The organism is Sellimonas intestinalis (assembly GCF_001280875.1).
GTDB classification, from domain to species: Bacteria; Bacillota; Clostridia; order Lachnospirales; family Lachnospiraceae; genus Sellimonas; species Sellimonas intestinalis.
The window spans coordinates 1-12,872 of record NZ_LGAJ01000004.1; the positions used below are offsets into that span (position 1 = coordinate 1).

Consider the following 12,872-nt stretch of genomic DNA (forward strand, 5'->3'; position numbering starts at 1 on the left):
CGATGCATCGGAACACGTCCCCAATTCATCATATCAGGAGGGAAGCAAATGGAGTCAATATTGGTTGTGGAAGATGACGCATTGCTAAGAGAGGAACTCTGTGTGCTGCTTAGGCAGAATGGATTTGAGGCGTCAGCACCGGATGATTTTTCGGAAATCCCAAGGATTGTAGAGGAAAAGAGTCCGGATCTGGTGCTTCTGGATGTACAGCTTGGGTCGGTCAATGGGATTACGTTGTGCGCCAGGATCCGGGAAACGTCGGAAGTACCGGTGATTTTTCTGACGGGACGTTCTTCTGCGATGGATGAGCTGGAGTGCCTGACCCGGGGTGGAGATGACTTTATCGCGAAGCCATACCAGGCTCCGGTTCTTCTTGCCCATATCCGGGCAGTATTAAGAAGATCAAAGCCGAAGAAACAGGAAAAGGAGCAGCTTTGCTGCCAGGGAGTACGGCTTTTTGTGCCGGAGGCCTGCCTGGAATACAGGGGGCAAAGGGTGGATCTGACCAGGAATGAGTTGAAGATTTTGTACTATTTGTTCCGGCATCCGGGGGAGATTGTTTCCCGTGGGGATCTGACAGAGTATCTTTGGGATCAGGACGTCTTTATCGACGATAATGCTCTGAGCGTTCATATGACACGGATCCGGAATAAGCTATCAGCCCTCGGTGTGGACCATATGATTAAAACAAAGAGAGGAATGGGGTATCAGGTTTGAATCTCGCAAACTATATCAGAGACCGGCTGCCTGGAATTCTGGGACAGATGACAGGCATCGTATTGTTGTTTTTTTATCTTCTTATCATTGGCGTGGGGAAAGACGACGCGTCGCTTATTCTGATCGTCTGGCTGTCTGGTGTGTTCATCTTTTATGGGGCTGATTTCTGGAAAAGAAAACGATATTTCGATGAGCTGGAGGAGACGTTTGGGGCTCTTGACGAAAAGTATCTGATCGCGGAGGTTGCACAGCCAGAGTATCACTTGGAAGATCAGATCTATTTTGATATGCTCCGCCGTTCCAATAAATCTGTGATAGAGAAGATTCGGGATCTGGAGAGTCAGAAGCAGGAGTACAAAGAGTATATTGAGACATGGATCCATGAGGTAAAAACGCCGCTTTCCGTGTTGGAGCTGATGTGTGCGAATCAAAAAGAGCTGGATTCCAGAAAGGTGCGGCTCTTGGCGGAACGGCTTGACCGGGATGTGGAGATGGCTCTTTACTATGCGAGGGCGGATCAGGTCAGCAAGGATTACCGGATCCGGGAGATTTCGCTTGAACATACGGTAAGAGAAGCGGTAAAGCGACAAAAACAGCTTCTGATTTCCAATGGGATGTCGGTAGACATAGACTGTGGGGATGCGACAGCATTTTGTGATGAGAAATGGATTGAATTCATACTGGGACAGATGTTTGCCAATGCGGTGAAATACAAAAAGGGAGCGTGCGGACATATCCAGGTCAGCGCAAGAAAGAAACAGGAGGCGGTTCTTCTTATAGTGGAAGACGACGGAATCGGGATCCGGCAGGAGGAGATACGGAGGATCTTTGAAAAGGGATTTACCGGGACGAACGGGAGGACGCATGAGCACGCCACCGGGATCGGACTGTATCTTTCCCGGAAACTCTGCGATAAGCTTGGAATTGCCATAAAGGCGGAATCGGAGGAAGGGAAATTTACCAGATTCCTTCTGACATTTCCCAAAGGGACGTTTCTTTCGAAACTGTAAGATTGGAGAAAGGAAAACCGATACCGAAAGGAGAAGATATTCTGTAAACTGGATCTATCAAAAAGACGGGGCATAAGCTTCGTAAGATAAAGGAGGATACAGGATGGATACGATCATCAAAGTATGTGATGTGGAAAAGTTTTACGGCAATAAAGATACGATCACAAAAGCAGTCAACCGGATCAGTTTTGAAGTGGAAAAGGGAGAGTTCACCGCTATTATGGGAGCCAGCGGAAGCGGAAAGACCACTCTTTTGAATCTTCTTGCTACGGTGGATCAGGTGACGTCCGGTCATATTTTTTATGACAATATGGATATCACAACACTGAAAGAGGAAGAGGTGGCAAAGTTCCGTAAGGAGAATCTGGGCTTTGTATTTCAGGATTTTAACCTTCTGGATACGCTGACCTTAGAAGAAAATGTGATTCTTGCCATGACACTTCACAAAAAGAAAAAACAGGAGATCCAGCAGACAGTAGCGTCGGTGATGAGAGCTTTAGGGATCTGGGAGTACAGAAAGAAATTTCCCTATCAGGTTTCCGGCGGGCAAAAGCAACGCTGTGCCTGTGCCAGAGCACTTGTCAATCATCCGAAGCTGATTCTTGCGGATGAGCCAACCGGGGCGCTGGATTCCAGGTCGGCCCGGATGCTTCTGGAAACTTTCCGAATGATGAATGTACAGTTTGGAGCAACCATTCTGATGGTAACACACGATGCCTTTTCTGCCAGTTATTGTAAGAGAATTCTCTTTTTGAAGGATGGTGCGATTTTCCACGAGCTCAACCGTGGGAAGCAGGACAGACGTACGTTTTTGAATCAGATTCTGGATGTGCTCTCGCTGACGGGAGGTGATCTGGATGTTGAGTAAGCTGGCGTTTCGTAATGTCAGAAAGACGGTTCGTGACTATGGGGTGTATCTAATCACCATGATTCTTGTCACGGCACTGATGTTTGCCTTTCATTCTATGATGTTTTCGCCTCAGATCAAAAAACTGGCTACGGTGGCGGGAGTTATGGAGGCGATGATCGGGATTGCAGCAGGATTTATCGTCCTCATTGTCTCCTGGCTTGTACGCTATATTGTGGCGTTTATGATGGAAAAACGGAGCCGGGAGTTTGGAATTTATCTCCTCATCGGGATGAACAAAAAACAGATCCGTAAAATCTTTATGAAGGAAAATACGATTTTTGGTCTGCTTGCCTTTGTAATCGGAATGGTTCCGGGGATCTTTCTGGAACAGGTTCTGACCTCTGTTTTTTATCATATTTTCGGGGAGGAATACACGATCCATTTTCATATGGAACTTTCCACGTTTCTTCTGACAAGCGGGCTTTATGCCGGTACATATCTGCTGGCACTGTGGCGGGTGAAACGGCGGATGAAAAAGATGAATATCCGAAAATTTATGGATCTGGAGAAGAAGAACGAGGGGGATCAGGCGCCAGTCCGGAAATGGAGACGGATCTTTCTTCCGCTGTCGATTTGTTATGTAATCGGGTATGGCGTGATCCTTTATACGCATCGGATGCATATGGTAAACGGGATGATTCTTTCGGCAGTACTGGTTTTTATGATTTATCTGTTCTTTGAGGGGCTGGCCGCCTGGTTGTTCTGGTATATTGAGCGGGGAGGAAAAGGCGTCTATAAAAAGGACAGATTGTTTTTACTGCGACAGTTGGCGTCCAAAATCCATTCTATGAAGTTTACGATGGGAACAGTGACGATTCTGTTTGCCTGTGCGGTTCTTGGAACGAGCTGTGCTATGATGCTCTACGATTATCAGAATAAAATGATGACCTATCAGATGCCGTTTGACGTGCTGGTTTTTGCACAGGATCCTCAGGAGACCATGAAAGAAGACAGGGACGTCATCGAGGAGAAAGCAGAGGTGAAAGACCTGTTTACTTATCATATTTATCAAAATGGGAAGGATACAGTAAACAGGTATCTTATGGATCATTTGGAATATATGAAGTGGGAGTTTGACTCTGTAAGGCGTGAGAACAAGCGGGATGTGAAGATGAATGTGCAGGATGGGATCGTGGAGGCCATGGCATCAGAAGCCTATTTTCAGATGGATACCTATATGAAAGAGAGTGATTATAATCGCCTGCGGAGCATGTTGGGTTATGAGCCGGTAGCCCTTTCTGACGGAGAGTACTGTATTCAGACGAAGCCGAGAATGAAAAGATATCTGAAACAGTTTTCCAGAGAAAATCAGGTGGAGGCCGCAGGCAGAACTTATTCGTGTCAGGGGATTTACACGGAGGCGTTCGGACAGAACGGACATAATGGGGCGGATTATGTGATCGTCTTGCCGGATGAAGCAGCCGCTTCCATGGAGCCATACTATACACTTCTGGCGGCAGATCTGAAGGGGGAGGCTCCTAAGGGGCTTTTGGAAGAACTGGAAAGACTGGAAAGCCGGCGGGAACAAACGATTATAGAGGAAAAGATTAAAACATATGGGGGAAAGAAACAGGCGGAGGAAGCAGAAAAATTTATCTGGGGCAGTGGGACGGACGAAGTGATCTCCATGACGACTCCGGTGCTTGTACAGACAGATCTGGAAGAAGAGCTGAATTATTTGCTGACTGCTATCGCCTATCCGTTGATCTATGTGGCGGCTGTCTTTGTCTGTACTGCTCTGACGGTGCTTGCGGTTCAGCAGTTAAGTGACGCGTCTCGCCACCGTTACCGGTATGATGTGCTTTCCAAGCTGGGGGTGAAAAGGGGAGAGATCAACCGGATCATCCAGAAGCAGCTTTTGTGGTATTATGGAATACCGATTTTGTTTGCACTGGCTCTTGGAGCTATGATCGTTTTGTTTATGGGAGAACGGTTCGTCTTATATACAGGGATTGCTTCCCAGATCTGGGCTTATTTCGCGGGATCAACCGCCGTTCTGATGGTGGTTGTCCTGTTATATCTGGCGGTGACTTATACAGGGTTTAAACGAAATGTCAATTTAAAAGGGTACCGGCTGTAAGCCGGAAAGGAGACCGGGAGGCTGTCTGGAACGATTCCCGGTCTCATTCCTTGCATTTCCTTTTTGTTTCCTGTAAAGTAGAAGAAGAGTATGTAAGACAGAAATGAGGATAAACAATCATGAAAGAACTTGAACTTTATATCCATATTCCATTTTGTGTCAGGAAATGCGCTTACTGCGATTTCCTGTCCGGCCCTGCCGGGGGGCCAGAGAGGGAAGAATATCTGGAGGCATTAGTAAAGGAGATCCGAAGCGTCGGCGATATGGGAAGAGGGTGTCAGGTATCAAGTGTTTTTCTTGGCGGAGGGACGCCGTCCATCCTTACGCCGGAGCAGATCGGCGGGATTCTTTATGCGGTGAGGGAGACTTTCACTCTCGCGAAAGATGCGGAGATTACAATGGAGTATAATCCAGGTACAGGGGAGAGCGAACGTATGGCGGACTACTTAAAGACCGGAGTCAACCGTCTGAGTATCGGCTTACAGTCTGCCGATGACGGGGAACTTCGAATCCTGGGAAGAATCCACACCTGGAAAGAGTTTCTCAAGACCTATGAGGAAGCCAGAAAAGCCGGGTGTGACAATATCAATATCGATTTGATGTCTGCTATTCCGGGGCAGACTCTTAATAGTTACGAAAGGACGCTTGAGAAGATATGCCGTCTTTTGCCGGATCACGTTTCAGCCTACAGCCTGATTTTGGAGGAGGGGACGCCGTTTGGAAACTGGTATGAAAAGTCTCCTCATCCGGCGGGGCACCCCCCGCTGCCGGATGAGGAGACGGAGCGTCAGATGTACGAGCGGACGAAAGAGATCCTGCACGGATATGGCTATGAACGATATGAAATTTCCAACTATGCAAAAGAAGGGAAAATGTGCCGCCATAATATCGGCTACTGGAAGCGGGTTCCGTATTTGGGATTTGGTGTGGGAGCGGCTTCACTCTGGAAGGAAAAGCGATGGAGCAACATTCGAGACCGGAGGCAGTATGTGGCGCTTTGGAAAGAACATAAGCCGCGGGAAGCGTCCCGGATGATCAGGGAGAACATGCAGATGATCTCAGTTCGGGAAGCGCAGGAAGAGACATTCTTCCTGGGACTTCGGATGATGGAAGGAGTTTCGGAATCTCGGTTTGAGGATACTTTTGGCTGCGCCATAGAGGATGTTTACGGAAAAGAGCTGAAAAAGTTAGAAGCGGACGGTTTCGTTCAAAGAGAAGGAGGAAGGATTTTTCTCACGGATCGGGGGATCGATATCAGTAATACGGTGATGACATGGTTTTTACAGGATGAGGAGGAAGAGGAATGATCTATTTGATTTTGGCGATTCTTTGTAGTGCAGGAGTCTCCATCTTTATGCGTGCGAGCGAGAAATATTGTCAGGGGCATTATGGTATCTTGCTGATGAATTATGTTGTGTGTGTGCTGGCAGGACTTATCCTCACCGGGCGGGGGCTGACGCAGACAGACGGAAAAGGGATGCCGGTGACGATCGTGTTTGGTGTGGTAACAGGGCTTCTATACTGTGGCTCCTTTATTCTGCTTCAGTGGAATGTACGGAAAAACGGGGTCATTCTTTCATCTACTTTTATGAAACTTGGCGTCATCGTTCCGGCTGTTTTGGCGGTCGTCTGGTTTGGAGAACGCCCGGGGTGGAACCAGGGACTTGGTTTTATCCTTGCGATTACAGCGATTTTGATGATCCATCTTGAGAAGGGAAAGATCAGGACTGAAAAAGCATATACGATAGGACTTCTCCTTCTGCTGCTTGGAGGAGGGCTTGGAGACTCCATGGCGAAGTTTTATGATGTGTATGGGAATCCGGGGCTTGGGAGCTTCTTTTTAATGCTGTCATTCCTCGTGTCCGGAATCATCAGTGGGATTCTGGTCTTTCGTGGCGGAGAGAAAATCACAAAGTACGAAGTGCTTTTTGGCGTTCTGATCGGAATTCCGAACTACTTTTCCGCCCGGTTTCTTTTGTGGGCGCTGGCAGACATCCCGGCAGTTATCACATATCCGACGTACAGTATCGCTGCCATGGCTTTGATCGGCGCGGCGGGCGTCCTGATGTTCCGGGAGAAGCTGACAAAGAGACAGTGGGGGGCGTATCTCCTTGTGATTCTTGCTGTCGGGTTGTTAAATATGTAGAGAATAGAAAATGCAGGACTGAATCGTTACGATGTTGCAAAAAAAGATGAAGAATCAGTGTTGACAAATGTGCGGGAGAGTGCTAAATTAGTAAACGTAGATATTAGCACTCGGAATAATCGAGTGCTAATAAGACGGAAGGAGGCACCACATGGAATTCATCCGGGAACTGAATGAAAGAAAACTAAAGATTTTAAAAGCAGTCATTCAGAACTACCTGGAGACAGGAGAGCCTGTTGGTTCCAGGACGATTTCCAAGTATACGGATCTGAATTTGAGTTCCGCTACTATACGGAATGAGATGGCAGATCTGGAAGAGCTTGGGTATATTGTACAGCCTCACACATCCGCGGGACGGATTCCGTCGGACAAAGGATATCGGCTTTATGTCGATATGCTGATGCAGGATAAGGAGCAGGAAGTAACGGAGATCAAAGAGCAGATGCTTGAGAAAGCTGATAAGATGGATCAGCTTTTAAAGCAGGCGGCGAGAGTGCTGGCAAACAGTACGAATTATGCTACCATGGTTTCAGCCCCGGTCAGCGCGAAGAACCGGCTGAAGTTCATTCAGCTCTCTCAGGTAGACGAAGAGCAGTTGATTGCGGTGATTGTTCTGGAAGGCAATATTGTGAAGAACCAGATCTTAAAGGTGGACGAGGAGCTTGACAGCGAGACACTTCTGAAGTTGAATATGCTTCTGAATACGACGCTCAATGGAATGGCGATCGATCAGATCACCCTGGGGCTCATCGCAAAGCTCAAAGAGCAGGCCGGTATTCACAGTGGAGTCATCAGCGATGTGCTGGACGCGGTGGCCAATGTGATTCAGCTTGAGCAGGATATGGAGATCTACACAAGCGGAGCGACCAATATTTTCCGTTATCCGGAATTATCCGATAAGCAAAGCGCACAGGAAATCATCAGTGCCTTTGAGGAAAAGCAGCAGCTTTCAGAGCTTGTAACCCAGACGTTGTCAAGCGACAGCAAGGGCATACAGGTGTATATCGGAAATGAAACACCGGTACAGAATATGAAAGATTGTAGTGTTGTGACGGCTACCTACGAATTAGGCGAAGGAATGCAGGGAACGATAGGAATTATCGGACCGAAACGTATGGACTACGAGCGCGTCATGGATACATTGAAAACATTACAGACCGAGCTGGATACGATATTTCACAAAAAAGAATAGAGCAAAAGCAGAAAGGTGGTATCCTGGTGGGAGACAGTAAGAATCAGGAAGAAATGGTAAAAGAAGCCGTAGAGGAAGCAAAAAAACAGGCTTCGGAAAGCGGAGAGGTTCCGGCAGAGGAAGAGGCAAAGAGTTCTGAGTCCGAAGAGCAGGAAGCCTCAGATGGCCAGGAGCAGGAAGCTTCAAACGACGGCAAGGAAAAGAAAGGATTCTTCAAGAAAAAGAATAAAAAGGATCCGAAAGATGAAAAAATCGAAGATCTGACCGATAAGCTGACGCGCCAGATGGCGGAGTTCGACAATTATAGAAAGCGTACAGAAAAAGAAAAATCGGCCATGTATGAGATTGGGGCAAAGGACATCATTGAGAAGATCCTCCCTGTGATCGATAATTTCGAGAGAGGGTTCCAAAGTGTCGAGGACGGGAAAAAAGATGATCCGTTCGTAGACGGCATGGATAAAGTATATAAACAGCTAATGAAGACGCTGGAAGACGCCGGTGTCAAGCAGATCGAGGCCCTGGGCGAGGAGTTTAATCCGGAGTTCCACAATGCGGTGATGCATGTGGAAGACGATGAAGCAGGTGAAAATATCATCGTGGAGGAGTTCCAGAAAGGGTATCTGTACCGTGACAGTGTTGTGAGACACAGTATGGTAAAAGTAGCAAACTAACAAATTTTATGAAATAAATCAGGAGGAAATTCATTATGGGCAAAATCATTGGTATTGACTTAGGTACAACAAACAGTTGTGTTGCCGTGATGGAAGGTGGACAGCCGACCGTCATCGCAAATACAGAAGGCGCAAGAACAACGCCGTCTGTTGTGGCATTTACAAAGACAGGAGAGCGTCTCGTAGGTGAGCCTGCAAAGCGTCAGGCTGTTACAAACGCAGACAAGACGATCTCTTCCATCAAGAGAAAAATGGGTACAAATGAGAAAGTAAATATTGACGGAAAGATGTACTCCCCACAGGAGATTTCCGCGATGATCCTTCAGAAATTAAAAGCAGACGCAGAAGGATACCTGGGTGAAAAAGTGACAGAAGCAGTCATCACGGTTCCTGCTTACTTCAACGACGCACAGCGTCAGGCAACAAAGGATGCCGGCAAGATCGCGGGTCTGGATGTAAAGCGTATTATCAATGAGCCTACGGCAGCGGCGCTTGCCTATGGACTTGACAATGAAAAAGAGCAGAAGATCATGGTATACGATTTAGGAGGCGGTACTTTCGACGTTTCCATCATCGATATCGGGGACGGTGTCATCGAAGTACTTTCCACAGCCGGAAACAACCAGCTCGGTGGTGACGACTTCGACCAGAAGATCACAGACTATATGCTGGCTGACTTCAAGGCAAAAGAAGGCGTAGATCTTTCTAATGACAAGATGGCGTTACAGAGATTAAAAGAAGCGGCAGAAAAAGCAAAGAAGGAGCTTTCTTCCGCAACAACAACAAACATCAACCTTCCGTTCATCACTGCGACAGCAGAAGGACCGAAGCACTTTGATATGGATCTGACAAGAGCCAAATTCGATGAGCTTACAAGCGACCTCGTAGAAAAGACAGCAGAGCCGGTACAAAGAGCACTTTCCGACGCAGGACTTCGTCCGTCTGATCTTGGCCAGGTACTTCTGGTAGGTGGATCTACCCGTATCCCGGCAGTTCAGGACAAGGTAAGACAGCTTACAGGAAAAGAGCCTAGCAAATCCTTAAACCCGGATGAATGTGTAGCGCTTGGTGCTTCTATTCAGGGCGGTAAGCTTTCCGGAGAAGCAGGCGCAGGCGATATCCTTCTTCTGGATGTTACACCACTTTCTCTTTCTATTGAGACGATGGGCGGCGTAGCTACAAGACTGATCGAGAGAAATACAACGATTCCGACGAAGAAGAGCCAGATCTTCTCCACAGCAGCAGACAATCAGACAGCCGTAGATATCAATGTCGTGCAGGGTGAGAGACAGTTCGCAAGAGATAATAAGTCTCTCGGACAGTTCCGGCTGGATGGAATTCCGCCGGCACCACGTGGAATCCCGCAGATCGAGGTTACGTTCGATATCGACGCCAACGGTATTGTAAATGTTTCCGCAAAAGATCTTGGAACAGGCAAAGAGCAGCATATTACGATCACAGCAGGTTCCAATATGTCTGACGACGATATCGACAGAGCAGTGAAAGAAGCGGCAGAGTTTGAAGCAGCAGATAAGAAGAGAAAAGAAGCAGTTGATACAAAGAACGAAGCAGATGCGATCGTTTTCCAGACAGAAAAGGCATTAAAGGATGTTGGGGATAAGATCGACGCAGCCGGAAAATCCTCGGTAGAAGCTGATATTCAGGCACTCAAAGACATCCTTGCAAAATATCCGAACGCGGAAGAGATGACAGACGCTCAGATCGCTGAGATCAAGGCGGCAAGAGAGAAATTGATGACAAGTTCTCAGCAGCTCTTCACGAAGATGTATGAGCAGGCCAATCCACAGGGTGGCCCACAGGGAGCAGGTCCGCAGGACAGTGCTCAGTCCGGACCGGCGCCGGAAGGATATGACGACGTCGTAGATGGAGACTACAAAGAAGTATAATCCGGTACGGTAAAATAAGAAAAGCAGAGATTGCGCGCGGCGCAATCTCTGTGCGTGTGTAGATTCCCGGTTGGATATTGAATCTGACACCGGCAGACAGAACACGCGGCAGCGTCTACTGTATAGAAAGGGAAGGTAACGATTATGGCAGAGGCAAAGAGAGACTACTATGAAGTCCTGGGAGTATCCAGAGATGCCGATGACGCAACACTGAAAAAAGCATACCGTCAGCTTGCGAAAAAATATCATCCGGATATGAATCCAGGAGATGCGGAAGCAGAGAGAAAATTCAAGGAGGCTTCTGAGGCGTATGCTGTATTAAGTGATCCGGATAAACGTCGCCAGTATGACCAGTTTGGACATGCGGCATTTGAAGGCGGCGGAGCAGGCGGTGCAGGCGGATTTGGCGGCTTTGATTTCAGCGGAGCAGATTTCAGCGATATCTTTGGCGATATTTTCGGCGACTTTTTCGGTGGAGGAAGAAGAGGAGGCAGAACGAATAATGGCCCTATGAAAGGTATGAATATCCGGAAAGGAATCCGGATCACCTTTGAGGAGGCGGTATTCGGCTGTGAGAAAGAGATTGATATTATCTTAAAAGATCCATGTGAAAAGTGTCATGGAACAGGGGCAAAACCGGGAACCAGCCCGGAGACCTGTCCGAGATGCGGAGGTAAGGGACAGGTGGTTTACACATCCCAGTCCTTCTTTGGAACGGTACAAAACGTACAGACCTGTCCGGACTGCCATGGCTCCGGAACGATCATCAAAGACAAATGTCCGGACTGTGCAGGAACCGGATATGTTTCCAATAAGAAGACAATTCAGGTATCCATTCCGGCCGGAATTGACAATGGCCAGAGCGTGAGAATACGGGATAAAGGAGAGCCGGGAACGAATGGCGGCCCAAGGGGCGACCTCCTCGTGGAAGTAACCGTGTCCAGACATCCGATTTTCCAGAGACAGGATATGAATATTTTCTCCACAGCGCCGATTTCTTTTGCGCAGGCAGCCCTTGGTGGTGATGTCCGTATCAAGACGGTGGATGGGGAAGTCGTCTATACGGTAAAACCGGGCACAAAGACTGACACGAAAGTAAGACTCCGTGGTAAAGGCGTACCGTCTGTTCGGAATCCGAAAGTACGTGGGGATCAGTACGTCACGCTCGTTATCCAGACACCGGAGAAATTAAGCCAGGAGGCGAAAGAAGCACTCAAACGTTTCGACGCACTCGCTGGAAATTCCCTGAATCAGCCGGAACCGGAGAAGGAAAAGCCGAAGAAAAAAGGCTTTATGGACAAATTAAAAGAGACCTTTGAAGAAAGGGACGAATAAAGAAGCAAAAGGGGAACAGATTCGATCACAAAGGAGATGTTCCTCTTTTTTATTTTGCCCTGTTGACAGGGGCAGGAAATACAGGTATAGTAAAAACAGATATATGAATGGTTGTTCATATGTTCTGGAGAGCAGTCAAAAAGGAGATGGGGCAATATGCTGAAAGTAGAACACCTTTCTTATGAAATAGAAGAAGATGGGAAGAAACAGGAAATATTAAAAGACGTCAGCTTTGAAGTGGCGGATGGGGAGATGCTTGTCGTGACCGGACCAAACGGAGGAGGCAAATCTACCATTGCCAAGCTGATGATGGGACTTTATCACGCAACAGAAGGGAAGATTTTCCTGGACGGGGAGGATATCACCAAGTGTACCATTTATGATCGGGCAAAGGCAGGAATCGGCTTTGCTTTTCAGCAGCCGCCGCGGTTTAAAGGGATGACAATACGAAGGCTTCTGTCCCTGGCGGCAGGAACCGAGCTTCCGAAGCACATCTGCTGCGGACTTTTGAGCCGGGTAGGACTCTGTGCAGAGGAATATTTGGATCGGGAAGTAGACGCTACCCTTTCCGGAGGGGAGATGAAAAGGATTGAGATTGCCACGGTGCTTGTGAAGAAACATAAGCTTTGCATCTTTGACGAACCGGAGGCAGGAATCGATCTCTGGAGTTTTGCTATGTTAGTGGAGGAGTTCAAAAAGCTTCACACGGAGAAAAAGGAAGGCCTGCTTTTGATTTCTCATCAGGAGCGTATTATCCGTATGGCGGATCGTGTCATGATTATCGAAGGCGGGCAGGTGACAAAATGCGGACCGACAGAGGAGATTCTGCCATATCTGACCGGAGAGGCAATCAGCTATCCACAGTGTCTGAGTCATCGGGACGCTGCGTTATAAGAAGGAAGAA

The 12,872-nt window shown here is 47.8% G+C and carries 11 protein-coding genes; all 11 read left to right on the forward strand.

Features of this window, described 5'->3' with window-relative positions; genetic code table 11:
• Positions 1-48: 48 nt before the first annotated feature.
• The 11 genes from AOA56_RS05045 (at position 49) to AOA56_RS05095 (ending at position 12,862) form a co-directional block, all read left to right on the forward strand.
• On the forward strand, positions 49-717 hold the full coding sequence (locus AOA56_RS05045; RefSeq protein ID WP_024732163.1) for a response regulator transcription factor: 669 nt from the start codon (positions 49-51) through the stop codon (positions 715-717).
• The gene (locus AOA56_RS05050; RefSeq protein WP_024732164.1) at positions 714-1,727 is read left to right on the forward strand and encodes a sensor histidine kinase; all 1,014 of its coding nucleotides are present in this window, start codon (positions 714-716) and stop codon (positions 1,725-1,727) included. Before AOA56_RS05045 ends, AOA56_RS05050 begins: the two co-directional genes overlap by 4 nt.
• Before the next feature lie 103 nt (positions 1,728-1,830).
• Positions 1,831-2,595, forward strand: a complete 765-nt coding sequence (locus tag AOA56_RS05055) for an ABC transporter ATP-binding protein (protein ID WP_024732165.1) — start codon at positions 1,831-1,833, stop codon at positions 2,593-2,595.
• The gene (locus tag AOA56_RS05060; RefSeq protein ID WP_053769104.1) at positions 2,585-4,717 is read left to right on the forward strand and encodes an ABC transporter permease; all 2,133 of its coding nucleotides are present in this window, start codon (positions 2,585-2,587) and stop codon (positions 4,715-4,717) included. Before AOA56_RS05055 ends, AOA56_RS05060 begins: the two co-directional genes overlap by 11 nt.
• A 119-nt stretch (positions 4,718-4,836) precedes the next feature.
• Positions 4,837-6,024, forward strand: coding sequence for a radical SAM family heme chaperone HemW (hemW, locus tag AOA56_RS05065; protein WP_053769105.1), 1,188 nt, complete (start codon positions 4,837-4,839; stop codon positions 6,022-6,024).
• Positions 6,021-6,863 (forward strand): EamA family transporter, encoded by an 843-nt coding sequence (locus AOA56_RS05070; RefSeq protein WP_024732167.1) that lies wholly within the window; start codon positions 6,021-6,023, stop codon positions 6,861-6,863. Before hemW ends, AOA56_RS05070 begins: the two co-directional genes overlap by 4 nt.
• 151 nt (positions 6,864-7,014) lie before the next feature.
• Positions 7,015-8,055 carry a heat-inducible transcriptional repressor HrcA gene (gene hrcA / locus AOA56_RS05075; protein WP_024732168.1) on the forward strand — a complete coding sequence of 347 codons (1,041 nt, stop codon included), beginning with the start codon at positions 7,015-7,017 and terminating at the stop codon, positions 8,053-8,055.
• Positions 8,056-8,108: 53 nt separating this feature from the next.
• Positions 8,109-8,726 (forward strand): nucleotide exchange factor GrpE, encoded by a 618-nt coding sequence (grpE, locus tag AOA56_RS05080; RefSeq protein WP_048622231.1) that lies wholly within the window; start codon positions 8,109-8,111, stop codon positions 8,724-8,726.
• Between the two features lie 35 nt (positions 8,727-8,761).
• Complete coding sequence (gene dnaK / locus AOA56_RS05085; protein ID WP_053769106.1) at positions 8,762-10,633, forward strand: molecular chaperone DnaK; 1,872 nt, start codon at positions 8,762-8,764, stop codon at positions 10,631-10,633.
• 144 nt (positions 10,634-10,777) lie between these two features.
• On the forward strand, positions 10,778-11,968 hold the full coding sequence (dnaJ, locus tag AOA56_RS05090) for a molecular chaperone DnaJ (protein WP_024732171.1): 1,191 nt from the start codon (positions 10,778-10,780) through the stop codon (positions 11,966-11,968).
• 156 nt (positions 11,969-12,124) lie between these two features.
• A complete protein-coding gene (locus AOA56_RS05095) occupies positions 12,125-12,862 on the forward strand; it encodes an ABC transporter ATP-binding protein (RefSeq protein ID WP_024732172.1) in 738 nt (245 codons plus the stop codon).
• Positions 12,863-12,872: the final 10 nt, after the last annotated feature.

Coding starts and splice junctions, on each gene's coding strand:
- AOA56_RS05045 (WP_024732163.1), top strand. CDS start 49: ATGGAGTCAATATTGGTTGTGGAAGATGACGCATTGCTAAGAGAGGAA.
- AOA56_RS05055 (WP_024732165.1), top strand. CDS start 1,831: ATGGATACGATCATCAAAGTATGTGATGTGGAAAAGTTTTACGGCAAT.
- AOA56_RS05060 (WP_053769104.1), top strand. CDS start 2,585: ATGTTGAGTAAGCTGGCGTTTCGTAATGTCAGAAAGACGGTTCGTGAC.
- hemW (WP_053769105.1), top strand. CDS start 4,837: ATGAAAGAACTTGAACTTTATATCCATATTCCATTTTGTGTCAGGAAA.
- AOA56_RS05070 (WP_024732167.1), top strand. CDS start 6,021: ATGATCTATTTGATTTTGGCGATTCTTTGTAGTGCAGGAGTCTCCATC.
- hrcA (WP_024732168.1), top strand. CDS start 7,015: ATGGAATTCATCCGGGAACTGAATGAAAGAAAACTAAAGATTTTAAAA.
- grpE (WP_048622231.1), top strand. CDS start 8,109: ATGGTAAAAGAAGCCGTAGAGGAAGCAAAAAAACAGGCTTCGGAAAGC.
- dnaK (WP_053769106.1), top strand. CDS start 8,762: ATGGGCAAAATCATTGGTATTGACTTAGGTACAACAAACAGTTGTGTT.
- dnaJ (WP_024732171.1), top strand. CDS start 10,778: ATGGCAGAGGCAAAGAGAGACTACTATGAAGTCCTGGGAGTATCCAGA.
- AOA56_RS05095 (WP_024732172.1), top strand. CDS start 12,125: ATGCTGAAAGTAGAACACCTTTCTTATGAAATAGAAGAAGATGGGAAG.